The following is a 22697-nucleotide window of genomic DNA, read 5'->3' on the forward strand; positions in this document are numbered from 1 at the left end:
GATGGGGTACGGCGTTTCGTTGAGGGCCGTGATGGCCCCGAAGCTCTTTGATATGCACTGCCTGCTCGGGGTGGGCGCGCGCGAAGCCGCCCGTCGGGTGCTAACCGGCGCTGGCGGTTTCCTCCAGGCCCTGCACGCCGGGGTGCAGGGCAAATACCGCGCCATCCAGCGCGCCGGGAGCGGCATTCGCGGGACGGATCGACGTGACGAAAAGGGTGTCCATGCCGGCGCCGCCGAAGGCGCACATGGCGACCTTCGCGGCGGGCACGTCCAGGGTGCGGTCCAGGCGGCCGTCGGGGGTGTAGCGGTACACCTTGCCGGCGTCGTTGCCGCAGATCCAGTAGCAGCCCGCCGCGTCCACGGCGGCGCCGTCCGGGCGGCCGGCGGGCAGGGCGGGGATGAAGACGCGGCGGTGGGACGGCACGCCGGCATCGGTGTCGTAGTCAAAGGCCCAGACGGTCGCGCGCGACGGGTGCGAATCGGACAGGTACATTGTCCGGCCATCGGGACTGAAGGCCAGGCCGTTGGGCACGATCAGATCGTCCAGCAACACGGACGTGCCGCGCGCATCGTGGCGGTACAGTGCGCCGGCGGGCCAGGCGAGGCCCATGTCCATCACCATGGTGCCGGCCAGGAACCGGCCCTGCCGGTCGCAGCGGCCATCGTTGAACCGCATGCCGGGCGCGTTGTGAGCCACGTCGGCAAGTTGCCGGGGCAGGCAAGCCTCGCCCTCGCGCAGGGCGTCGCAGGCATAGAGGCCGTCTTCCATGGCCAGCAGCCAGCCGTCGCCGCGCATCGCCATGCTGCCCGCCATCTGCGGCAGCGCCCAGTGCGCGAACGCGCCGGTTTCGGGCGTCCAGCGCCACAGCGTCTTGCCGGGGATGTCGGTCCAGTAGAACGCCTTGTCCGCGCGCCGCCAGATAGGGCTTTCTCCGACGCCGCACAACAAGGTTCCAAGACGTTCGGCGGTGATGGACATGAAAGGCTTCAGGCGTTCGGGAAGGGGAAGGGGCCGGCCTTGACGAAGGCGCCGCCCTGATAACGCGCCGCGGGATCGTCCGCGGCCAGCGGGGGCTGCGCCTCGACCTGCGCGCGGAACCGCTCGGAAGAGTCCTTGGGCGAAAAACCCAGCGCGGCCGCGCCGCTGTTGTCCCACCAGCTGTCGCGGTTGGCCGACGCGCCATACACGATGAGGTGGCCGACGTCGGGGGTGAAAAGGGATCGGACGACCAGATCGGTCAGGTCGTCATGGCTGAGCCAGGTGACCAGCATGCGCCGGTCCTTGGGTTCGGGAAACGACGAGCCGATGCGCAGGCAGACGGTCTGGATGCCGTATCGGTCGAAGTAGAAGCGCGACAGGTTTTCGCCGTAGGCCTTGCTCAGGCCGTAATAGCCGTCGGGTCGCAGCGGCACGTCGGCGTCCAGGGTCTGTCCCTGTTCATAAAAGCCGATGACGTGGTTGGAGCTGGCAAACACCACGCGCCGCACGCCGTGCAGGCGGGCCGCCTCGTAGACGTTGTAGACGCCCTGGATATTGGCCGGCAGGATTTCTTCGAAGGGGCGCTCGACCGACACGCCGCCCAGATGCACGATGGCGTCCGTGCCGCGCACCAGTTCCGACACGGCGCACGCGTCGGCCAGATTGCATTGCACGACCTCTTCGCCGTCTTGTGCGGGGGCCATCGCCGCCACGTCCGAGACGCGAAGGATGTCCGCATGAGCTTTCAATCGGGGACGCAGTACCAGGCCCAGGTTGCCGGCGGCGCCGGTCAATAACAAACGATGACACCGAAGGGATTCAGGCATGTTGTTGACAGCTCGGCTCATGACGCAACGCTCTGTGAATGGCGCGGTGGAGTGGACTTGTCTGGTACGTTATCGTACAACTGTCGCAAAGTATAATGAACGCCATTTTTCAGCGTCAAGCGCTGCGCAACCGCTTCCGGATAATCCCTGATGAACGCTCCCGCCGATACCCCTGTTTTGCCGCAGCGTCGTCCCCGCAACCTGGCGCAAGGCCTGGTTGAAAACATTTCCGAACGCATCCGCAGCGGTGAAATCCGCCCGGGCGACAAGCTCCCCACCGAATCCGCCATCATGCGTCAGTTCGGCGTAAGCCGCACCGTTGTGCGCGAGGCGCTGTCGCGTCTGCAGGCCTCGGGTCTGGTCGAAACGCATCACGGCGTGGGCACCTATGCGCTTGAGCCTAGCGGCGGCGGCGACTTCCGCGTCGACCCGGCCGACATCGCCACCGTGCGCGACGTGCTGGTGCTGCTGGAACTGCGCATCTGCCTGGAAAGCGAGGCCGCCGGGCTCGCCGCCATCCGCCGTAGCGACGAACAATTGCAGGCGATGCGTCGCGCGCTGGATGCCTTCAAACAGGCGCTGGATGCGGGCGGTGACACCATCACGCCGGACTTTCAATTCCATCTGCTGGTGGCCCAATCCACCGACAACCGTTACTTCGCGGACCTCATGGCGCACCTGGGTTCGGCCATCATTCCCCGCACCCGCATCAACTCCGCCAAGTTCGCCCTCGAAGACCGCGCCGCTTATCTGGCGCGCGTGAATCTCGAACACGAAGACATCTACAGCGCGATCACGCGCCAGGACCCCGAGGCCGCTCGCGCCGCCATGCGCACGCACCTGAGCAACAGCCGCGAACGCCTGCGGCGCGCGCAATAGCCATCGTATTGAAGGCGATTGGTTCACGTGTGATGTCGTACAACGTTTGAACCGCCTCGCGCCGCCCTCGATAAGCCCGAAACCGCGTTACTCTTGGCGCGGTTATTTTTTTGGTTCACGAAACGGCATGGTTCTGCGCGGCACATCAGGCAATACGCATTCTTCGTTGGGACAGGCATGTCCCGTTGCTCGGAGGGTCGCGGCATGCGTCGCCTGACACTTCGATTCATCATCGCCATCCTGCTGTTGCTGACACTGTCGCGGCTGGGATTGGCCTTCTGGATGTGGGACCGCGTCGAAGCGGCCGGGGGCCTCGGGCCGCTCCTCTTTGGCGGACTGCGCATCGACGTGTGCCTGCTGTCGATGGTGATCGCGCTGCCGGCGGTGTTATCGCCGTGGTTCGGCCACCGTCCGCTTGCCGCGCGCATTACTGCGTGGTGGTTCCGCGTGTGGTGGATGCTGTACGTGCTGCTGGAAGTGTCCACCCCGCAATTCATCGCGGAATACGACACCCGGCCCAACCGCCTCTACTTCATCTATCTGCTCAATCCGAAGGAAGTGGGCTCGATGCTGTGGCAGGGCTACAAGGGCGTGCTGCTGGCCGCCTTCGTGGTGCTGGTCCTGGCGGCCTGGCTTGCGGTCAAGCTGTTCCCGACGCGCACGCGCGATCCGTTCATGGGATGGTGGAAGCGGCCTGTCGCATCCTTTGTGATCCTGGCGCTGGTGTTCCTGGGCGCGCGCGGCACGCTCGAGCATCGGCCCATCAATCCCGCCAAGGTGGCCTTCAGCTCGGACGCCATGGTGAACGCGCTGGCGCTCAATTCGCTGTACAGCGTGTTCGACGCGGCCTATCGCATGCGCGACGAACGCTCGTCGGCCGCGATGTATCCCAAGATGGCCGTGGATGAGATGAACGCCATCGTGCGCGAGAAGGCGGGCATGACCGGCGCGCCAATAGATCCGACGCTGCCCAGCCTGCATGAGCAGAAGGCAACCGTGCGGCGCGACAAGCCGCTGAACGTGGTGATCATCCTGCAGGAAAGCCTGGGCGCGCAGTACGTGGGCAGCCTGGGGGGCCGCGACCTCACGCCGAACATCGACCGGCTGGGCAAGGAAGGCTGGATGTTCCACCGCGCCTACGCCACCGGCACGCGCTCGGTGCGCGGCATCGAAGCCGTCACGGCGGGCTTTTTGCCCAGCGTGGCTGATGCCGTGGTCAAGCTGCCGCGTTCGCAGACGGGCTTTTTCACACTGGCGCAGTTGCTGGGCAAGCACGGCTATCATTCGCGCTTCGTGTATGGCGGCGAGTCCCACTTCGACAACATGCGCGCCTTCTTCCTGGGCAACGGCTTTGACGAGATCGTGGACCGGCCCAAGTTCGTCGACCCCGTGTTCGAGGGATCGTGGGGCGCCTCCGATGAAGACATGTTCAATCAGGTCGACCGCCTGCTGCGCGCGGACGGCGACAAGCCGGTGTTCACCCTGGCGTTCTCGGTGACCAACCATTCGCCGTGGGAATATCCGCCCGGGCGCATCCAGCCCGTGGGCGATCCGGCCACGGTGGACAACACGGTGCGCTATGCGGACTGGGCGCTGGGCCAGTTCTTCGACAAGGCGCGCAAGGCGCCGTATTGGGACAACACGGTCTTCCTGGTCATCGCCGACCACGACTCGCGCGTTTACGGCTCCATTCCCGTGCCGGTACGGCATTTCCAGATTCCGGCGCTGATCCTGGGCGCGGGCATCGCGCCGCGGCAGGACGATCGGCTTGTCAGCCAGATCGACATGGCGCCGACGCTGCTGTCCTTGATCGGCCTGGATAATGTGAACCCCATGCTGGGCGCCGATCTGACGCAGCGCGATCCGAACCGGGCGATGATGCAATACGCGGACAACTTCGGCTATCTGAAAGGCGATCAACTGCTGGTGCTGGAGCCCTCCAAGGCGCCGCGCCAGTTCCGTTACGAGGCCGCGCCGGTGGGACAGGACGAGACGTATGCGCCGGTCGAGCCGGCGGATCCCGCGCTGACGCAGGAGGCGTTGGCGCACGCGTTGTGGGCAAGCTGGGCGTATCGCGAAGAGAAGTACCGGCTGCCGTGACGCATATGACGACCAAGGCGGCCACCCCGGCCGCCTGCCTTGATCCTGCTCAATCCGCATTCCGCGGGCCAATAGCACACTGGCGCCCATGACAACGCCCAACACGTCCTCGGGAGCCTCCCGCCCCGCATCTCCGGCGCTTTCCAGTGTCCAACACGCCGCGCAGCGCCAGCGTCCCCGTATGGCGATCCCGGTGCCGCGTGGCCGTTTTGCCTGGATCACCGGGGTCATCAGCTCGGTCTGGCTGGCCGCCAACACGCTGTTCTGGTGCCTGCTGCTGTTTCCGGTCTCGCTGCTGAAGCTGGCGTTGCCTTTTGCCGCAGTCAGGCGCCGCATCGATCCCATTCTGAATAGCATCGCCACCGCGTGGGTGGCGTGCAATTCCGGCTGGTTCGTGCGCATCCAGCCGCAGGCCTGGGACATCCAGGGCAACAAGGACCTGCGCTATGCCGACTGGTATCTGGTCAACTGCAACCATCAGTCGTGGGTCGACATCTTCGTGTTGCAGTACTCGCTGAACCGGCGCATTCCGCTGCTCAAGTTCTTCCTCAAACAGCAGCTCATCTACGTGCCGGTCATCGGCCTGGCGTGGTGGGCGCTGGACTTTCCCTTCATGAAACGGCACGGCAAGGCGGCCCTGCGCAAGAACCCCGACCTGGGGCGCCAGGATCAGGAGGCCGCGCGGCGCGCCTGCGCCAAGTTTTCGCTGGTGCCCACCAGCGTGATGCTGTTTGCCGAAGGCACGCGTTTCAGCCAAGCCAAGCGCGCGGCGCAGAACTCGCCTTACCGCCATCTGCTCAAGCCCAAGGCCGGCGGTCTGGCGGTGTCGTTGAATGCGATGGGGGCGCAGTTCCGGTCGATGATCGACGTCACCATCGCCTATCCGGATGGCGCGCCGAGCTTCTGGGATTTCGCCTGCGGACGCGCAGGACAAGTGCTGGTGCGCATGCGGCAATTGCCGGTGCCGCCGGCGTTCTGCGAAGCCGATTACTCGCGCGACAAGGCGTTTCGCACCACGTTCCACCAATGGCTTGGGCAGCAATGGCAGGCCAAGGACGACGAGATCGAGGCGCTGGTGGCGCGCCCGGGGGCGCCGGGTGCGGGGGCGTCAGATGCGGGATCGCCCGCCGCGGGGTCGCCCGCCGCCGGGTCGCCGGCCGCCGGATCGCCGGCCGCCGGATCGCCGGCCGTCACAAACCCGCCCGTCAACTAAATAAAAAAAACCACGCAGCGGTCGCGCCGCTGCGTGGCTTTGTCCATGCCGCCTGAGCGTCAGACGCGCGCGGGCAGCACCACGCCCGAGCACTCGCCGAAGCCAATGCGCGGATAGCCCGCCTTCACACATTCGGCGCGGATGATGATCTGGTCGCCATCCTGCAGGAAGGTGCGCTTCTCGCCCCACGGCAGTTCGATCGGCGCCTTGCCGCCATTGCTCAGTTCCAGCAGCGACCCCGCTTCCGAAGGCTGCGGGCCGGACAGCGTGCCGGTGCCCAGCATGTCGCCCGGCTGCAGGTTGCAGCCATTGACCGTGTGATGCGTGATGAGCTGCGCGACGTTCCAGTAGGCGTCGCGGAAATTGCTGCTGGACAGCTTCACCGGCGGCTTGCGGTCGGCGCGCGATTGTTCGGTGGTCATCAGCACCTGCATTTGGACGTCGTACGCGCCCTTGGCCCGATTGGCGTCGGAGGCCAGGTAAGGCATCGGCTGCGGCTCGCCCGCGCCACGGGTCCATTGCGTGCGGAACGGCTCCAGCGCTTCCATCGTGACGATCCACGGCGAGATCGTGGACGCGAAGTTCTTGGACAGGAAGGGGCCGAGCGGCTGGTATTCCCAGGCCTGGATGTCGCGCGCCGACCAATCGTTCAGGATGCACAGGCCGAATACGTGCGAATCCGCGTCGGCCAGCGTGATGCGTTCGCCCTGCGCGTTGCCGGTGCCCACGAAAATGCCCAGCTCCAGTTCATAGTCCAGACGCGCGCAGGGGCCGAATTGCGGCGCTTCGCCTTCGTTGGCGGGACGCGTCTGGCCGACCGGGCGCGGGAATTTCTGGTCCACGCCAATGCTGGAGGCGCGGCCGTGATAGCCGATCGGCACCCACTTGTAATTGGGCAGCAGGGGGTTGTCGGGACGGAACTGCTTGCCCACGGCGGTGGCGTGGTGCACCGAGATATAGAAGTCGGTGTAGTCGCCGATGCGGGCGGGCGTGGTGTATTCGGCGTCAGCCTGCGCGACCAGCAGCGGTTCCACCGTGGCGCGCAGGGCGGCGCCTTCGCGCAGCGCGCGCGACAGGGCCAGGCGCAGCGCGCTCCAGTGCGATTGGCCCAGGGCCATCAGCGCATTCAGGCTATCGGTGGCGCAGGCGGCCAGGGCATCCGCGGCCAGGCCTTCGAACGGCTGCTTGCCGGCCAGCGCGGCCAGGTCCAGGATCTGGTCGCCGATGGCCACGCCGGGGCGGAAGGATTCCTGCGAGCCCTTGCGGCGGAATGCGCCGTAGGGCAGGTTCTGCACGGGGAAATCCGACGTGTCCGAATTGGCGCTGGCGACCCAGCTCTTCAAGGACGGGTCGTGGGTTTCGTTGATCGTGGTGGTCATGGCTGCGTGTCTCGGTCAGTGTGGTTATGGGGGCTGGCCGGGCGCTCGAGCGGTTCGTGCGCCGGATGAATCAAACGCCAAACGGCGATGCGCTGTTCGCGCATCGCCGCCGGCAACAAAGGTTGACGCGGTCGCGTCACGCCTTGTTGGGATCGAAGTGCTTTGCGATGCCCTGCCAGCACCGGTAGTAATCGCCCTGCAATTCTACCGACGCCAGCGCCTGCTCCGTCGGGCGGATCACGCGGCGGGTCTCGAACATGAACGCCATCGTGTCGCGGATGTAATGCGCCTTGCTGGTGTCCGCGTGCGACGCCTTTTCAAACGTTTCGGCGTCGGGGCCGTGGCCGCTCATGCAGTTGTGCAGGCTGGCGCCGCCGGGCGCGAACCCGTCGGCCTTGGCGTCGTACACGCCCTGGATCAGGCCCATGAATTCGCTGGCGATGTTGCGATGGAACCAAGGCGGACGGAACGTGTTCTCCATGGCCAGGACGCGCGGCGGGAAGATGGCGAAGTCCATGTTGGCCGTGCCCGGGGTGTCCGACGGCGCCGTCAGCACCGTGAAGATCGAGGGATCGGGGTGGTCGAAGCTGATCGATCCGATGGTGTTGAAGTGGCGCAGGTCGTACTTGTAGGGGGCATGCGTGCCGTGCCAGGCCACCACGTTCAGCGGCGAATGGTCGATCGCGGCACGCCAGAAGCCGCCCGTGAACTTGGCGATCAGTTCAAAGTCGCCGTCCACGTCTTCGTACCAGGCCACGGGCGTCTTGAAGTCGCGCGCGTTGGCCAGACAGTTCGAGCCGATGGGACCCAGTTCCGGCAGGCGCAGCGCTGCGCCGAAGTTCTCGAGCATGTAGCCGCGCGCAGTGCCGTCCAGCAGTTCCACGCGGAATCGCACGCCGCGGGGAATGACGGCGATCTCCAGCGGTTCCAGGTCGATAAGACCCAGTTCGGTGGCCAGGCGCAGGCGCCCCTCTTGCGGCACCAGCAGCAGTTCGCCGTCGGCGTTGTAGAAGAAGCGGCCCTGCATCGAGCGGTTGGCGGCATACAGATGAATGCCCACGCCGCCCTGTTCGTCGGGGCCGCCATTGCCGCCCCACGTCTTCACGCCTTCCAGAAAATCCGTGGGGGCATCGGGAATCGGCATCGGGCTCCAGCGCAGCTGGTTCGGCGTGACCGGGCCGTGGCCGAAAGTGCTCAGCCAGCCGGCGGCGCCGCCGAAGGCTTCAAAGGGCTTGTGCTGCGCGCCCGGACGGATGCGGTACAGCCACGAACGGCGGTTTTCCGCGCGCGGCGCCGTGAAGGCGGTGCCGGACAGCTGCTCGGCGTACAGGCCGTAAGGACATTGCTGCGGTGAATTGCGGCCGGCGGGCAGGGCGCCGGGCAAGGCCTCGGTTGCGCATTCGTTGCCGAAGCCGGACTGATATTGCAGTTCCATGGAATCCTCCTGGGTGGCGGGCGCGGTGCTTGGCCGCGCAGCTTGGTGTGGTGGCGGGACGGGCGCCGCCCGAGCCGATGTGCCATTGTCGGAAAAAATCCCTGTTGCGGCTACGGGAATGCAAAAATAGCGACTATAAATTTCGTGAATAGTAGGGGGCGCCGATGGCCGAACTGCGCGATGTCGATCTGAACCTGTTGCTGCTGTTTCAACACCTGCTGGAAGACCGCAACCTGTCAGCGGTGGCGCGGCGCATGGACCTGTCGCAACCCGCGGTGAGCAATGCGCTGCGGCGCCTGCGCGTGGCATTCGGCGATGAACTCTTCGTACGCACCGCGCAGGGCATGCTGCCGACGCCGCGCGCCCAGCGCCTGGCCGGACCCGTCAGTGAAGCGCTGGGGTTGCTTTCGCAGGCCTTGCAGGACCAGGACGAGTTCGATGCGACGACCAGCACCCGGCGCTTTCGTGTGGCCATGACCGACGTCGGCGAAATCCATTTCATGCCGCGCCTCATGGAAGTCTGCGTGCAGAAGGCGCCGCACGTGCGCATCGACTCGGTGCGGGTGCTGGGGCCGGATCTGCCGCGCGAGATGGAGTCGGGCAGGGTGGACCTGGCAATCGGCGCGTTCGATGAGATGGGAGCCGGCACGCTGCAGCGGATGCTGTTTCGCCAGGGCTACGCCACGCTCTTCCGCCAGGCGCATCCCACCGCGCATGCGGGCATGGGGATCAAGGCGTTTCGCGCGGAGCGTCATCTGATCGTGTCGCGCGCGGCGCCTTATGGGCAGGTGAATCAGTCGATGGAGCGGGCCGGGGTGGACCTGGCCGAGCATTTCAGCGTGCCGCATTTTTCCGCGGTGCCCTATATCGTCAGCGCGACGGATTTGCTGGCAACCGTGCCGGAGAAGCTGGCGGCCAGCGCCGCCGCACCGTTCGGCCTGCGCTTCATGACCCCGCCGCTGAAAGTGCCCGCGCTGCAGACCAACATGTACTGGCAGCGCAGGGTGGATCGCGACGGCGGCAATCAGTGGCTGCGCGCGTTGATCGTCAACACCTTCGCGGTGGGATCATGAAGGTCCGCGCGGGGCGTTGACGCCGACGCGGACCCGCGCCGCTTGGATCGGACGTCTTGTCTTGAATTGCCGCCTTAAACCGCCTGCGTCACGGACGCGCGCGCATGTTGCAACGCTTCCTTCAGCAGCGGCAGGTCGCCCAGGTGGTTCGCCAGCAGCAGGATCAGCGCCGCATTCAGCTCCTGGCTCTGCTCGTTCGTCAGGTCGCGATGGGCGTCGATCAGCGCTTCATAGAAGTCGTCCGGCGCGCTCAGGTTGGTTTCGGTGATAAGCATGGTGACAACCTCGGGAATCACGCGCGGCCCGTCGCGCGCTGAACGGCGGCGGCAACGGCGTCGGGATTGAAAACGCGCCAGCGCGCGGCGATGTGCTGGTCGGGGCGGATCAGGTAGGCGGTGCCGTCCTGCGCGTCGTAGCGCTTGGCCAGGCAGCCTTCGCTGTCGCGCACCACGGGCACGTCCGCGGCCACGGCGGACAGGTCGCACTGCATATCGGCCACCAGCACGGCTTTGACGGGCACCGGCGCCATCCGCAGCGCCTGCAACGCCATCAGCGTGTCGCGGCCGGGCAGCGCGCCAGCGCAGAACACCGCCAGCACGAACTCGCCATCCAGTTGCGACAGCCACCAGCCCGCTTCGCCCTGAACCTGCAACGGCGCATCCAGCGCCACCGCGCCCGGCATCATGCGGCCGGTGAAGGCGTCGGCATCCGGCGTGTTCAGGGGCGATCCGGCGTAGGTGGCCGGCAGCGAAAGCCGCCCACTGTTCACGAGCGATCGCGCAAACGGGTGGTCTCTCGCCAGATTCAGCACCGCATTGCGGAAGCTGCGGCTGATGTCGCTCTTGGGCGTAATGAAGTCGGTGGCGCGCGACGAGTTCAGGATGTTCTCGTCGGCCGCGAATTCACGCTCGGCGCTGTAGCTGTCGATCAGCGTATCGGGCGCCAGGCCGGCCACGACAAGCTTGAGCTTCCACGCCAGGTTCTCGGCATCCTGCACGCCGCTGTTGGCGCCGCGCGCACCGAACGGCGACACGCGATGCGCGGAGTCGCCCGCGAACACGATGCGGCCGTGGCGGAACTTGTCCATGCGTTCGCACGCAAACGTGTAGACGCTGACCCATTCCAGTTCGAATTGCGCGTCCGGACCCAGCAGCGCCCGGATGCGCGGCAGCACGTTCTCGGGCTTGACCGCTTCAACGGGGTCGGCGTTCCAGCCGAGCTGGAAATCGATGCGCCAGACGTTGTCGGGCTGCCGGTGCAGCAGCACGGATTGATTCGGGTGAAAAGGCGGATCGAACCAGAACCAGCGTTCGGACGGAAAATCCGCGGTCATCTTGACGTCGGCGATCAGGAAGCGGTCGCGGAAGATGCGGCCGTGGCTTTCCTGGCCGATCAGCTTGCGCACCGGCGATCGTGCGCCGTCGCAGGCGATCAGCCAATCGGCATGCAGCGTGTACGGGCCTTCGGGCGTTTCGACGGTAAGCGTCACGCCGTCATTGCCCTGCATGACGCCGGCGACCTTGTTCTTCCAGCGCAGCTCGATGTTGGGCTGCTGGCGGGCCTGCTCGTATAGATAGCCTTCGGCGTAGTACTGCTGCAGATTGATGAATGCCGGCCGGCGGTGGCCGGGTTCGGGCAGCAGGTCGAAGCGCCAGACTTCCTGTTCGCGGAAGAAAATCTTGCCGACGTTCCACGACACGCCCTTGTCGATCATGCGCTGGCCAACGCCCAGGCGATCCCAGATTTCGAGCGTGCGCTTGGAAAAGCAGATGGCGCGCGACCCTGTGGACAAGCGGTAGTCGTCGTCCAGCACCACCACGCGCACGCCCTGGCGCGCCAGGTCCAGCGCCGTGGTCAGGCCGACGGGGCCGGCGCCCACCACCACGACCTGATGGCGCGCCGGGTCGGCCGCCGTCTGGTCCGCGTGCTTTTCATAGGCGAACTCCATCGCCTGAAAGTCGATGTCTCCCACGGTTGTCTCCTGTGTGGGTCATTTTTTTATTTATGCGGACACGCTGCGCCGCAAGGGTCGCGAGTGTCCGGTTCTTGCTTGTCAGGTCAGGGGTAGGGTCAGCCTTCCAGCTGGGCCCACATCTCCAGGTCGCGCTTGTCCGTCCAGATGCGCGGATGCGTGTGGCCCGAGGCCTCGTCATAGGCGCGCGACACGTCAAACGGCATGCAGTGGTCGAAGATGACCCAGTCGCTGTAGCGCGGCTTCATGAAGTCGTAGACCTCGCGGTAGATCGTCTTCAGGTCCTTGCCCTCGGCCACGCCGCGGTTCACGGCGCCGTACAGGTCCGTCAGGAAGGCGCGCGTGCCGGCCAGGCCCTGGCGCACTTCGGTGGCGTTCTTGAGCGCCGGGCCGCGGCCGGGCACCATCTTTTCGGCTTCAAAGCCCGACAGTGCGTCCAGCGTGGTGGGCCAGTCGCGGAAGTAGGCGTCGCCGCAGTAGGGCGTGGACTGGTATTCGACCAGGTCGCCCGCGAACAGGATCTTCTGCTCGGGCAGCCAGGCGATGGTGTCGCCCTTGGTGTGGCCGCGGCCGACCTGCAGCAGCTTGACTTCCAGGTTGCCCAGGTTGACCGTCATTTCGCCCTTGAACGTCATCGTCGGCCAGACGAGACCCGGCGGAATTGATTCGGCGTTGCGGAACAGGCGGGGGAAACGGCCGATCTCGCTGGCCTTGTCCTGTTCGCCGCGTTCGGCGATCAGGTCGTAGGTGTCGCGGCTGGCCAGGATTTCCTGGGCGTTGTAGGCCGACGCACCGAACACGCGCACGGCGTGGTAGTGCGACAGCAGGATGTACTTGATGGGCTTGTCCGTGACTTCGCGGATTCGGCGGATCACGTCCTGGGCCATGACGGGGGTGGCCTGGGTATCGATCACCATGACGGCCTCGTCGCCGATGATCACACCCGTGTTGGGGTCGCCTTCGGCGGTGTAGGCATAGGCGTTGTCGGACAGTTTTTCGAACGAGACGACCTTGTCGTCCATGTCCGCGTGCGAGGCGAATTGCTTGCTCATGGAGGCTCCTTCCACTTTTATAGGAATAGGGTGTGTGGAAGGAAATATAGTCCCGCGTTAGTTTTCGTGCAATACGTTTGCTATAAACGAATTCCCGAGTTGTAACGGCGATTTCCCCAGGCGCGGCGGACCGGCCCGAGTCAATTCCGCTGGCATTTTGGGCAGTAGTAAGTGGCCCGTTGCCCCTGGACGAAACGGCGGATGGGGGTGGCGCAGACCCGGCAGGGCAGGCCTTCGCGTTCGTACACGGCCGCGTGGATGTCGAAATAGGCCCCCGGCTCGCCGCTGGCGCCCACGTAGTCGCGCAGCGTGCTGCCGCCGGAGGTCAGCGCGTCGGCCAGCGTGGCGCGCACCATGTCGGCCAGCCGCTCGCAACGGGCCAGCGACAGCTTGTTCGCGGGCGTCTTGGGATTGATCCGGGCGCGGAACAGGCTTTCGGACGCATAGATATTGCCCACGCCGACCACCGCCATACCGGCCAGCAGCACCTGCTTGATGGCGGCGGAATGGTTCTGGAAATGCCGGTGCAGCCAGGCCCCGTCGAATCGCGGGTCGAAGGGTTCGATGCCCAGCTTGGCCAGCAACGGGTGCGCCTCGATGGGCCCGGCTTCGGCGTCGTGCCACAGCACCGCGCCGAAGCGCCGCGGATCGTGCAGGCGCAGGACTGCGCCGTCGAAGATCCATTCGACATGATCGTGCTTGCGCAGGAATTCACCGGGCGCCACGCTGCGCAGCGAGCCCGACATGCCCAGATGCACGATCTGGGTGCCATGTTCGAAGCGCAGGAGCAGGTACTTGCCGCGCCGCGCGCATTCCAGCACCGTGCGTCCGCCGATCAGGGACGGCAGCTCCGGCGGGATGGGCCAACGCATGCGGGGTTCGTGAACGACCAGTCGCGAGAGCGTCTGGCCGGTGATGATGGCGTCGATTCCTCGGCGCGTGGTTTCGACTTCAGGCAGTTCCGGCATGAGCCAGTGTAAGATCATCAATTGCGTGTACGAAGATTGTGCCATCAACCGGACGGGCCGCGTGAAGTCGTCTTTTAAACAAATGAATATCGGGATCGCCGCGTTGGGGCTTGCGCTGGCAGCAATCATGGCCCCGCCGGCCCAGGCCGCCGACGGCCGGACGCGTGACGCGACGGGCCCCCGGATGGCTCCCCAAAGCCGCCAGCCTGAAACCGAAGTCATCCGCCTGCGCCCAGGTCAACTGCCTTATGTGTCGCTGACCGGCGATATCTTCTACCGCGTACTGGCTTCCGAAATCGCCGCCCAGCGGGGCATGTACGGCACCGCCGCCACCACCATGGTCGGTCTGGCCCGTGACACCGGCGATCCCCGTCTTGCCCGCCGCGGCCTTGAATTCCAGCTTGCCGGCGGCAACCTGCCCGGCGCGCTGGACGCGGCCCGCGTCTGGGCCCGCCTGGCTCCCAACGACGTCGAAGCCAGCTCTACCGAGCTGGCGCTGGCGGCTGCCAATGGCCAGACCAAGGGCTTGGCCCAGGCCCTGCGCAAACGCATCGATTCCTCGCGCGACAAGCCCGCCGCCATCGGCCAGGCGCTTGCCGTGCTCAGCCGCCTGAACGACCGGCGCCTGGCGCTGCGCATCCTGGACGAATCCCTGAGCGACAGCGTGCGCAAGCTGCCCGCCGCCCATCTGGCGCTGGCCGATGTGGCCTCCGCCGCCGGCGACTACGAGCGTGCCGCGCAGGAATCCCGCGCCGCGCTGGCCGCCGATCCCAAATCCGAAGGCGCCGCCCAGCGCGTGCTGGAGTACGGCTCCAAGGTCGACCCCAAGCGCGCGCAGACTGAAGCCCGCACTTTCATCAACCGCAATCCGGGCGCCCGCAAGGTGCGCCTGATGCTGGCCGGTCAACTGGCCGACAGCGGCGACTACGACGCCGCCCTGGCCGAACTGCAAGCCATGTCGCGCCGGTCGCCTGAAGACTTCGACCTGCTCTTCATGCAGGCGCAACTGGCGTACAAGTCCGGGCAGCTTCCGCAGGCCAAGACCTTGCTCCAGCAGTATCTGGACGTCCAGAACCAGCGCCAGCGGGCCACGGTCCCGGGCGCCACCGACGCCGGCGCCGCCGCCGCCGATGCCCACGTGCTGCTGGCGCGCATCGCCGAAGACCAGGGCCATTACGACGAAGCCATCGCCGAACTCGGCCGCATCGACGACCCCACGCTGCGCTATTCCGTGCGCATGCGCCAGGCCGCGCTGCGCGCCAAGAGCGGCCGCGTGGACGACGCGCTGGCCATGATCGACTCGGCCGGCCCGCAGGACGAAGAAGAACGCGCCCTGGGCGCGCTGACCAAGGCGCAGATCCTGCGCGACGCCGACCGCATCGGCCAGGCGGTCACCGCCCTGGAAGCCGCCGACCAGGCGCTGCCGGACACGGTCGAAATCAAGTACGAACTGGCGATGCTGTACGAACGCCAGAACCGCCTGGCTGACCTGGAGCGCATGCTGCGTCAGGTCATCGCGCTGGATCCGGACCACGCCCATGCGTACAACGCGCTGGGCTACACGCTGGCGGACCACAATCAGCGCCTGCCCGAGGCCCTGGACCTGATCACGCAGGCGCTGGAGTTGTCGCCCAACGATCCGTTCATTCTCGACAGCATGGGCTGGGTCAAATTCCGCATGGGCGACACCACCGCCGCCGCGGATTATCTGCGCCGCGCCTACAGCGTGCGTCCCGAAGCCGACATCGCCGCGCATCTGGCCGAGGTGCTTTGGGCGCAAGGCAAGCGCGATCAGGCCATGGACCTGCTGCGCGCGGCCCAGCAGAAAGATCCCAAGAACAAGACGGTTCAGGACGTCGTGAAGCGTCTGGGGGTCAGCCTGTGACGGCAGTATTTGCAGGATTGCGCGGCGCCGCGGCCAGCGTGCGCTGGATGGCAATGGCGCTGTTGGCCTTCACCCTGGCGGCATGCACGTCCTTGCCCAAGCCGATCGAAGGCGCCAGCGCCGATGCGTTTTCTCGCATCGGGCGCTTTGCCATTACCGTCAACGAAGAAAGCGGCAAGCAAAACGCGGTGCAGGGCGGTTTTTCCTGGTCCGACGATGGCCGCCGTTATGTGCTGGACCTGACCAACCCGCTGGGCTCGACCGAAGCGCGTGTGGAAGGCACCCCCGGCGCCGCCAGCCTCACCAAGGCAGACGGCACCCGGTTGGTCGCCGACAACCCGGATGCGCTTGCCGAAGACGCGCTGGGCAGCAGCATGCCGGTGTCCGGATTGCGCGACTGGCTGCGCGGCAAGGTGCCCGCAGACCCCGAGGCCACCGACGTCACCCGTGACGAACTGGGTCGCCCCGTGGCATTCGAACAGGGCGGCTGGCGCGCCAAGCTTTCCCGCTACGACGAGAAAGGCCCGCAACTGCTGGTGCTGGAGCGCCAGGAACCCGGACGCCGCATCCTCGTTCGGCTGGTCGTCAACCAGTCGTGAGCGCGCGCGGCGTCAGGCGCCGCGCTGGGCGATTCGGGTAAACCCTTATCACATCGCCTTGATTCCAATCAAGCGAATAACCGCCGCAAATCCGGGCGTGTTACCGCTTGAAATATATTGACTTCACTGAATAATTCTCCCTGCCCGCGCCCGGTTCGTGCGCGGCGCAGCAATTCGGGGTCGACGCTCGTCTGCCGCCACCCTTTTGGAGAATGGCCAATGTTCAGGAACACACGCATCGCGACGGTGCTATTGGGAATCATCGCGATATTTTTCACCTTCCAGTTGGTGATTGGCGGCATGGGCTTCGCTGCCCTGCGGCAGACCAACCACGATGTCGAGCAGCTTTATCGCCTGTCGGCGCAACAGGTCAATGCGGTCAATTCCGCGTCGCTGTCGCTCGTTGCGGCCCGCACGGACCTGAGCCGCTACGCCACGCGCGTCGCGCAGGGCAATACCGACGACAAGAGCTCGCTCCAGGCCGCGCGCCAGCGCATCGTGTCCGCCGATCGCGCCTTCCAAGGGTTCTCCGGCAGCCTGTCCGCCGAGGAAAAGGCCGAGTCCGCCGGCATCATCGATGCCTACACCAAGCTCAGCACCAACCTGCAGAACGTGGGCCGCGTCCTCGAAGCCGGCGACATGGACGCCTACTTCAAGCAGGGTACGCAGGCCGTGCAGGAGCGTCTCGTAAGCGAGCGCGACGCCTTTGTGCTGCGTGCCGAGAGCACCGGGCAGACGGTCATGGATGAAATCTCCATGTTCCACACGCTGTTCAGTTCGCTGCTGGCCGGCATTCTGGCGCTGGGCTTGTTGATGGCCGTCGGCGCGCATGTGTTGATCCGCCGCATGATCGTGCGTCCGCTGCTGGAAGCGGGCGAAGTCTTCCGCCGCATTGCCGAAGGCGACCTGACGCGCCGCGTGGCGGATATGGGCAAGAACGAAATCGGCGCGCTGATCGGCGCCCTCAAGGCCATGCAGGACAGCCTGGTGCGCACCGTGTCGGCCGTGCGCCGCGGCGTTGACGAGATCAACGTCGGTGCTCGCGAAATTTCTTCGGGCAACACCGATCTGTCCAGCCGCACCGAAGAGCAGGCTGCGTCGCTCGAAGAAACCGCGGCCAGCATGGAAGAGCTGGCCACCACCGTGAAGCAGAACGCCGACACCGCACGCGAGGCCAATCGCATGGTGGCTGCGTCGCAGGCGGTTGCACAGCGCGGCGGCGAGGCCGTGTCCAGCGTGGTCGAAACCATGCATGCGATTTCGGGCAGCTCGTCGCGCATCGCCGACATCGTGGGCGTGATTGACGGCATTGCTTTCCAGACCAATATCCTGGCGCTCAACGCCGCGGTGGAAGCCGCGCGCGCCGGCGAGCAGGGCAAGGGTTTTGCGGTCGTGGCCAGCGAAGTGCGCACGCTCGCGCAGCGCAGCGCCGCCGCTGCCAAGGAAATCAAGCAGCTCATCGAGGATTCCGCGCAGAAGGTCGGCGTGGGTTCGGAGCAGGTTGAAAATGCCGGCGCCACGATGCGCGAGATCGTCGAATCCGTGCAGCGCGTGACCAGCCTGATGGCCGAAATCTCGGCCGCTTCGGAAGAGCAGGCCACCGGCATCGACCAGGTCAACCGCGCGGTGTCGCAGATGGATAGCGTGACGCAGCAGAACGCGGCCTTGGTCGAAGAGGCCGCCGCTGCTGCTGGCGCCCTGGAAGAACAGGCGCGCCAACTGGCCGGCGCCGTGTCGGTGTTCAAGCTGCCGGACGGACAGGTCATCGACGCGCCCGCTGCACGCCTTGGCGGCAGCGTGACGCCGCAGTTGGCGTAAAGGCGCCACGGTGCGCCGGCCCGTCTCGCTAGAATGACGGATTGATCCGCACCGGTTGTCTTTCGTGACCCTCTACGACGTTCCCGCTCCCGCCAAGCTGAATCTCTTCCTGCACGTCGTGGGCCGCCGCGACGACGGCTATCACCTGCTGCAGACGGTGTTCCGCTTCATCGACCTGTGCGACACGCTGCACTTCGATGTGCGGTCCGATGGCGTCATCAGCCGCGCCACCGATCTGCCGGGTGTCCCCGAAGACCAGGACCTCACCTTGCGCGCCGCGCGCGCCCTGCAGAAGGCCACGGGCACGCGCCAGGGCGCGCAGATCAGCCTTGAAAAGCGCATTCCGCAAGGCGGGGGCTTAGGCGGCGGATCGAGCGATGCGGCATCGGTGCTGATCGCCTTGAACAAGCTGTGGAACACGGGACTGTCGCGTCAGGAACTCATGGCGCTGGCGTTGCCGCTGGGCGCGGACGTGCCCGTCTTCGTCTTTGGACAGTCGGCATTTGCGCAAGGCATCGGCGAAGATCTCACCGCCGTGACGCTGCCCGACCGTGCCTATCTGGTGGTGCAACCCGATGCCAGCGTGCCGACTGTTGGAATATTTTCGGCGCCCGATTTGACAAGGGATTCTTCTTACATCACAATAGCGGACTTTCTTGCTTCGCAAACATTTTTGCCAAGCGGATCCGGCGGTGAAGTTGCCAAAGGATGCGCGCTTTACGGAAAAAATGATTTGGAGCCGGTGGTCTACCGTCTTTATCCTGAAGTACTTGGGGCATCGCGGTGGCTTGCTGAGCGGGGTCTTCCTGTTCGCATGTCGGGATCAGGCGGGTGTTTATTCGCCGAATTTTCCGAAACATCGCAGGCCGTTTTGGCAGAACAAGAAATTACCGCTATAATGCGCGGCGCTGATAAAACATTCAGCCAAACGCATCCACGGTTTCGGTTAGTGCAGGCATGTACTGGGTTAGCTGAACATCCGTTGCGGAATTGGATTGCAAGATAGTTGGGGAGTCGCCAAGCTGGTTAAGGCACCGGATTTTGATTCCGGCATGCGAAGGTTCGAATCCTTCCTCCCCAGCCAACCGAATACATAAAAAAGCTGTTGAACACGCCTGTAAGACACTGGCCCGGGTTCAGCAGCTTTTTTATTTTCCGGATTCGCTGGTGCAAGTTGAACGTGCTTGTCCAAGTCACCCCGGGTATCACCCCGCATCATTCGCATCAATCGTTAGTGTCTCAAACGACCATCGCATCATCCATCATGGCAAACGATAGCTTCATGATTTTCACGGGCACCGCCAACACTCGGCTGGCCGTGGACGTAGTCAACCACCTCGACATGTCCCTGGGAAAGATGACCGTCGGTCGTTTTTCGGACGGCGAGGTGATGGTCGAGATCAACGAGAACGTGCGGGGTAAAGACGTCTTCGTCCTGCAGCCCACCTGTGCGCCTACGAACGACAACCTGATGGAAATCATGGTGATGGTCGATGCCCTGCGCCGCGCGTCGGCCGGCCGCATCACCGCCGCGATTCCCTATTTTGGCTATGCCCGCCAGGACCGCCGCCCGCGTTCGGCGCGCGTGGCCATCTCGGCCAAGGTCGTGGCCAACATGCTGCAAGTGGCTGGCGTTGACCGCGTCCTGACCATGGACCTGCACGCTGACCAGATCCAGGGTTTCTTCGACATTCCCGTGGACAACATCTACGCCGGTCCGATCCTGCTGGGCGACATCTGGCGCCGCAATTTCTCGAACCTGGTCGTGGTGTCCCCGGACATCGGCGGCGTGGTTCGTGCCCGCGCGCTGGCCAAGCAGCTTGAAGCCGACCTGGCCATCATCGACAAGCGCCGTCCGCGCGCCAACGTGTCGGAAGTGATGAACATCATCGGTGAAGTCGATGGCCGCACCTGCATCATCATGGACGACATGGTCGACACCGCCGGCACGCTGTGCAAGGCGGCCCAGGCCCTGAAAGACCGCGGCGCCGGCGCCGTTTACGCCTATTGCACGCACCCCGTGCTGTCGGGCGGCGCCATCGACCGCATCGAAGCGTCGGAACTCGACGAACTCGTCGTCACCGACACTATCCCGCTGTCCGAGCAAGGCCAGGCCAGCGGCAAGATCCGCCAGCTGTCGTGCGCCGCGCTGCTGGGCGAGACCATCCTGCGTATTTCCAACGCCGAATCGGTCAGCTCGCTGTTCGTCGATTGACGCGTAGGCGTTGATCGGGCCACAGCCCACATTTGCAGTTCTTTGCGCCTCGCTGGTCGCGGCAAGGCGCAAACAAGCACGGCGCGCCCTTTGCGCGCCGTGAATTCAACCGGTGAAGTCTCTTCACCTTTATCGTTTCGGAGTTATCCATGAAATTTACTGCCACTGCGCGTAGCGTCCAGGGTTCGAGTGCGAGCCGCCGCCTGCGCCGCGCGGGCCGCGTTCCCGCCATTGTTTATGGTGGTACGGCTGCCCCCCTGAACATCGAACTCGACCACAACGAGATCTACCACGCGCTGCGCAAGGAAGAATTCCACGCATCGATCCTGCAAATGCAGCTCGAAGGCGCCAAGGATGAGCAAGTTCTGCTGCGTTCGGTTCAATGGCACGCCTACAAGCCGCAAGTCCTGCACGTGGACTTCCAGCGCGTTGACGCCAACCAAGCCCTGCGTACCAAGGTGCCGCTGCACTTCGTGAACGCTGAAATCTCGCCGGCTGTGAAGCTGAGCGGCGCCATCATCAGCCACGTGACGACCGAACTGGAAATCACCTGCCTGCCGTCGGCTCTGCCCCAGTTCATCGAAGTGAACCTGGCTGACGTCCTGGCCGGCGGTTCGATCCACCTGGCCGACATCAAGCTGCCCATGGGCGTGACGTACGTCCCCCACGGCGGTGAAGACAACCCCCTGCTGGCCGCTGCGGTCACCAAGGGTGGCGCTGCCGCCGCCGACGACGCCGAAGAAGCTGCTCCGGCTGCCTAAGTCCTGCAGGAAAGCCCTTGCGGCTTTCCCGCGGCTTACGCCCGAAACCCTGCGTGTGCATTTGCATGCGCAGGGTTTTTTGGTTTAAACACCCCCATCATGTCTACTCCCATACGCCTCATCGTGGGACTGGGTAATCCAGGTCCCGACTACGAAACCACCCGGCACAACGCCGGCTTCTGGCTGGCCGACCATCTGGCGGACGATCTGCGCACTTCTTTTGCGCTCGAGAAATCCTTTTTCGGCATGGTGGCCAAATCGCGCCTGGGCGCGGACAACGTCCTGCTGCTCAAGCCCAACACCTACATGAACCGTTCCGGCCAGGCGGTCGGCGCGCTGGCGCGCTTCTACAAGCTGACGCCCGAAGAAGTGCTGGTGCTGCACGACGAACTGGACCTCATGCCCGGTCAGGTCAAGCTCAAGCAGGGTGGCGGCCACGCCGGCCACAACGGCCTGAAGGACATCCAGGCTGCGCTCGGCAGCCCCAACTTCTGGCGTTTGCGCATCGGCATCGGCCACCCGCGCACGCTGGGGCTGGCACAGCAAGTCGCCGACTTCGTCCTGCACCCGCCGCGCCGCGAAGAGCAAAAGGAAATCGAAGCCGTCATCGACCGCTGCCGCGCCGTCGTGCCGTCCATGCTGGCCGGCGACTTCGCACTCGCTACGCGCCAGCTGCACAGCGGCAACGAGTCCTGATGACAAAACGCCAGCCCAACGGGAAGATGCGTTTTCGCAGCGAGATCGCCGACTTCTGGCGCTTCATCCGCCATCCGCATCCGCTGTCGCGCCTGCCGAACCGCGCCGGCGGCAGCGGGCTGGCCGCCGACTGGTGGCCGGGCATCGGACCGGGACGCCTCCTGGCCTGGGCCGCCGTGCTGTGGGTCATCAATCTTTTTGCGCTGGGGCCGGTGGCCGTTGTCGCGGCCGGGCTGGGCGGCGTCTCGCATCGCCTGGATCCCCACAACATTCCGTGGCTGACCGCGGTGCTGTGGGCCCCGCTGGTCGAAGAGATGCTGTTCCGCTACGGCCTGCGCCGGCCGCGCCAGGCACTGTGGCTGATACCCGCGCTGGTGCCCGTCGTGCTGTGGGGGCCGAAGCTCTGGACGGGGCTGCTGCTGGCTGCGTTCATTCTGCTGGCGGTGTGGGGGCTGCGCGCACGCCCTGAGCCCCTGAAAGGCTGGGACACGAGCTGGCGCAGGTATTACCTGCAGCACTATGGCGTCGTGTTTCATCTGATCGCGCTGACGTTTGCGGCGGTTCACCTGACCAACTTTGTCTACAACAAGACGCCGTACTGGCTGCTGCCGCTGCTGGTGCTGCCGCAATGGCTGACCGGGCTGGTGCTGGGGTGGATGCGCGTGCGGCGGGGCATCGGGGCGGCGATTTTGCTGCACTCGGTGTTCAATGCCGGGCCGATCTTGATGATCTGGCTGGTCATGCGCTACGCGCCGACGGCTGCGGGTTAAGGCTTCGGTCCGCGGTGCGCGGCGCCCGACACGCGGCGCCCGGTCCGAAGGGTAGGGGGCTGGGCGGTCTGATGAC

Annotated in this window: 20 protein-coding genes and 1 tRNA gene; 13 read left to right on the top strand and 8 right to left on the bottom strand. The window is 65.4% G+C overall.

Features of this window, described 5'->3' with window-relative positions; genetic code table 11:
* Positions 1-100: 100 nt before the first annotated feature.
* Positions 101-979: an SMP-30/gluconolactonase/LRE family protein gene (locus tag MHZ91_RS01055; protein ID WP_239211594.1), complete on the bottom strand. Its 879-nt coding sequence runs from the start codon at positions 977-979 to the stop codon at positions 101-103.
* A gap of 8 nt (positions 980-987) precedes the next feature.
* Positions 988-1806 (bottom strand): NAD(P)-dependent oxidoreductase, encoded by an 819-nt coding sequence (locus tag MHZ91_RS01060; protein ID WP_239211606.1) that lies wholly within the window; start codon positions 1804-1806, stop codon positions 988-990.
* 150 nt (positions 1807-1956) lie between these two features.
* Between MHZ91_RS01060 and MHZ91_RS01065 the strand changes: the two genes are divergently transcribed.
* From MHZ91_RS01065 to MHZ91_RS01075, 3 genes are all read left to right on the top strand, one after another.
* The gene (locus MHZ91_RS01065) at positions 1957-2685 is read left to right on the top strand and encodes a FadR/GntR family transcriptional regulator (RefSeq protein WP_175122529.1); all 729 of its coding nucleotides are present in this window, start codon (positions 1957-1959) and stop codon (positions 2683-2685) included.
* 204 nt (positions 2686-2889) lie between these two features.
* A complete protein-coding gene (locus tag MHZ91_RS01070; protein WP_239211609.1) occupies positions 2890-4785 on the top strand; it encodes an LTA synthase family protein in 1896 nt (631 codons plus the stop codon).
* Positions 4786-4978: 193 nt separating this feature from the next.
* Positions 4979-5998 (top strand): acyltransferase, encoded by a 1020-nt coding sequence (locus MHZ91_RS01075; RefSeq protein ID WP_239211968.1) that lies wholly within the window; start codon positions 4979-4981, stop codon positions 5996-5998.
* 59 nt (positions 5999-6057) lie between these two features.
* On the opposite strand, the gene fahA is transcribed toward MHZ91_RS01075, so the two are convergent.
* On the bottom strand, positions 6058-7377 hold the full coding sequence (gene fahA / locus MHZ91_RS01080) for a fumarylacetoacetase (protein WP_239211612.1): 1320 nt from the start codon (positions 7375-7377) through the stop codon (positions 6058-6060).
* 136 nt (positions 7378-7513) lie between these two features.
* Positions 7514-8812, bottom strand: a complete 1299-nt coding sequence (gene hmgA, locus MHZ91_RS01085) for a homogentisate 1,2-dioxygenase (protein ID WP_239211614.1) — start codon at positions 8810-8812, stop codon at positions 7514-7516.
* Between the two features lie 164 nt (positions 8813-8976).
* Here hmgA and MHZ91_RS01090 point away from each other — a divergent pair, with 164 nt between their 5' ends.
* Positions 8977-9885 carry a LysR family transcriptional regulator gene (locus MHZ91_RS01090; protein WP_175122534.1) on the top strand — a complete coding sequence of 303 codons (909 nt, stop codon included), beginning with the start codon at positions 8977-8979 and terminating at the stop codon, positions 9883-9885.
* 74 nt (positions 9886-9959) lie between these two features.
* Here MHZ91_RS01090 and MHZ91_RS01095 read toward each other — a convergent pair whose 3' ends face one another.
* The 4 genes from MHZ91_RS01095 to mutM all read right to left on the bottom strand — a co-directional run bounded on the left by MHZ91_RS01095 (position 9960) and on the right by mutM (position 13877).
* Entirely contained in the window at positions 9960-10160 is a 201-nt protein-coding gene (locus tag MHZ91_RS01095) for a DUF2783 domain-containing protein (RefSeq protein WP_175122535.1), read from the bottom strand.
* Positions 10161-10177: 17 nt separating this feature from the next.
* Positions 10178-11857, bottom strand: a complete 1680-nt coding sequence (locus tag MHZ91_RS01100) for an FAD-dependent oxidoreductase (RefSeq protein ID WP_239211620.1) — start codon at positions 11855-11857, stop codon at positions 10178-10180.
* Between the two features lie 98 nt (positions 11858-11955).
* Positions 11956-12909: an MBL fold metallo-hydrolase gene (locus MHZ91_RS01105; protein ID WP_239211623.1), complete on the bottom strand. Its 954-nt coding sequence runs from the start codon at positions 12907-12909 to the stop codon at positions 11956-11958.
* 140 nt (positions 12910-13049) lie between these two features.
* Positions 13050-13877, bottom strand: a complete 828-nt coding sequence (gene mutM / locus MHZ91_RS01110; RefSeq protein WP_239211626.1) for a bifunctional DNA-formamidopyrimidine glycosylase/DNA-(apurinic or apyrimidinic site) lyase — start codon at positions 13875-13877, stop codon at positions 13050-13052.
* On the opposite strand from mutM, the gene MHZ91_RS01115 reads away from it, so the two are divergent.
* The 9 genes from MHZ91_RS01115 (at position 13876) to MHZ91_RS01155 (ending at position 22621) form a co-directional block, all read left to right on the top strand.
* On the top strand, positions 13876-15762 hold the full coding sequence (locus tag MHZ91_RS01115; RefSeq protein ID WP_239211629.1) for a lipopolysaccharide assembly protein LapB: 1887 nt from the start codon (positions 13876-13878) through the stop codon (positions 15760-15762). The genes mutM and MHZ91_RS01115 overlap by 2 nt on opposite strands.
* A gap of 47 nt (positions 15763-15809) precedes the next feature.
* Positions 15810-16361: a lipoprotein insertase outer membrane protein LolB gene (gene lolB, locus MHZ91_RS01120; RefSeq protein WP_217467838.1), complete on the top strand. Its 552-nt coding sequence runs from the start codon at positions 15810-15812 to the stop codon at positions 16359-16361.
* 219 nt (positions 16362-16580) lie between these two features.
* Complete coding sequence (locus MHZ91_RS01125; RefSeq protein ID WP_239211631.1) at positions 16581-18179, top strand: methyl-accepting chemotaxis protein; 1599 nt, start codon at positions 16581-16583, stop codon at positions 18177-18179.
* A gap of 64 nt (positions 18180-18243) precedes the next feature.
* Positions 18244-19185: a 4-(cytidine 5'-diphospho)-2-C-methyl-D-erythritol kinase gene (gene ispE, locus MHZ91_RS01130; protein ID WP_239211633.1), complete on the top strand. Its 942-nt coding sequence runs from the start codon at positions 18244-18246 to the stop codon at positions 19183-19185.
* 1 nt (position 19186) lies between these two features.
* Positions 19187-19263: transfer RNA gene (locus MHZ91_RS01135), tRNA-Gln, on the top strand.
* Positions 19264-19443: 180 nt separating this feature from the next.
* Positions 19444-20394, top strand: a complete 951-nt coding sequence (locus tag MHZ91_RS01140) for a ribose-phosphate pyrophosphokinase (RefSeq protein ID WP_006227587.1) — start codon at positions 19444-19446, stop codon at positions 20392-20394.
* A gap of 149 nt (positions 20395-20543) precedes the next feature.
* A complete protein-coding gene (locus tag MHZ91_RS01145; protein WP_175122543.1) occupies positions 20544-21155 on the top strand; it encodes a 50S ribosomal protein L25/general stress protein Ctc in 612 nt (203 codons plus the stop codon).
* A 99-nt stretch (positions 21156-21254) separates the two neighbouring features.
* On the top strand, positions 21255-21851 hold the full coding sequence (gene pth, locus MHZ91_RS01150) for an aminoacyl-tRNA hydrolase (protein ID WP_175122544.1): 597 nt from the start codon (positions 21255-21257) through the stop codon (positions 21849-21851).
* A complete protein-coding gene (locus tag MHZ91_RS01155) occupies positions 21851-22621 on the top strand; it encodes a type II CAAX prenyl endopeptidase Rce1 family protein (protein WP_239211635.1) in 771 nt (256 codons plus the stop codon). Before pth ends, MHZ91_RS01155 begins: the two co-directional genes overlap by 1 nt.
* The last annotated feature ends 76 nt before the right edge of the window (positions 22622-22697 follow it).

Source organism: Achromobacter sp. ACRQX, assembly GCF_022346505.1.
GTDB classification, from domain to species: domain Bacteria; phylum Pseudomonadota; class Gammaproteobacteria; order Burkholderiales; family Burkholderiaceae_B; genus Achromobacter; species Achromobacter animicus.

What these genes read in the sequence shown, in the direction of transcription:
- MHZ91_RS01055 (WP_239211594.1), bottom strand. Translation starts at nt 979, where the DNA reads ATGTCCATCACCGCCGAACGTCTTGGAACCTTGTTGTGCGGCGTCGGA.
- MHZ91_RS01060 (WP_239211606.1), bottom strand. Translation starts at nt 1,806, where the DNA reads ATGCCTGAATCCCTTCGGTGTCATCGTTTGTTATTGACCGGCGCCGCC.
- MHZ91_RS01065 (WP_175122529.1), top strand. Translation starts at nt 1,957, where the DNA reads ATGAACGCTCCCGCCGATACCCCTGTTTTGCCGCAGCGTCGTCCCCGC.
- MHZ91_RS01070 (WP_239211609.1), top strand. Translation starts at nt 2,890, where the DNA reads ATGCGTCGCCTGACACTTCGATTCATCATCGCCATCCTGCTGTTGCTG.
- fahA (WP_239211612.1), bottom strand. Translation starts at nt 7,377, where the DNA reads ATGACCACCACGATCAACGAAACCCACGACCCGTCCTTGAAGAGCTGG.
- hmgA (WP_239211614.1), bottom strand. Translation starts at nt 8,812, where the DNA reads ATGGAACTGCAATATCAGTCCGGCTTCGGCAACGAATGCGCAACCGAG.
- MHZ91_RS01090 (WP_175122534.1), top strand. Translation starts at nt 8,977, where the DNA reads ATGGCCGAACTGCGCGATGTCGATCTGAACCTGTTGCTGCTGTTTCAA.
- MHZ91_RS01095 (WP_175122535.1), bottom strand. Translation starts at nt 10,160, where the DNA reads ATGCTTATCACCGAAACCAACCTGAGCGCGCCGGACGACTTCTATGAA.
- MHZ91_RS01105 (WP_239211623.1), bottom strand. Translation starts at nt 12,909, where the DNA reads ATGAGCAAGCAATTCGCCTCGCACGCGGACATGGACGACAAGGTCGTC.
- MHZ91_RS01115 (WP_239211629.1), top strand. Translation starts at nt 13,876, where the DNA reads ATGAGCCAGTGTAAGATCATCAATTGCGTGTACGAAGATTGTGCCATC.
- mutM (WP_239211626.1), bottom strand. Translation starts at nt 13,877, where the DNA reads ATGCCGGAACTGCCTGAAGTCGAAACCACGCGCCGAGGAATCGACGCC.
- lolB (WP_217467838.1), top strand. Translation starts at nt 15,810, where the DNA reads ATGGCAATGGCGCTGTTGGCCTTCACCCTGGCGGCATGCACGTCCTTG.
- MHZ91_RS01125 (WP_239211631.1), top strand. Translation starts at nt 16,581, where the DNA reads ATGTTCAGGAACACACGCATCGCGACGGTGCTATTGGGAATCATCGCG.
- MHZ91_RS01140 (WP_006227587.1), top strand. Translation starts at nt 19,444, where the DNA reads ATGGCAAACGATAGCTTCATGATTTTCACGGGCACCGCCAACACTCGG.
- MHZ91_RS01145 (WP_175122543.1), top strand. Translation starts at nt 20,544, where the DNA reads ATGAAATTTACTGCCACTGCGCGTAGCGTCCAGGGTTCGAGTGCGAGC.
- pth (WP_175122544.1), top strand. Translation starts at nt 21,255, where the DNA reads ATGTCTACTCCCATACGCCTCATCGTGGGACTGGGTAATCCAGGTCCC.
- MHZ91_RS01155 (WP_239211635.1), top strand. Translation starts at nt 21,851, where the DNA reads ATGACAAAACGCCAGCCCAACGGGAAGATGCGTTTTCGCAGCGAGATC.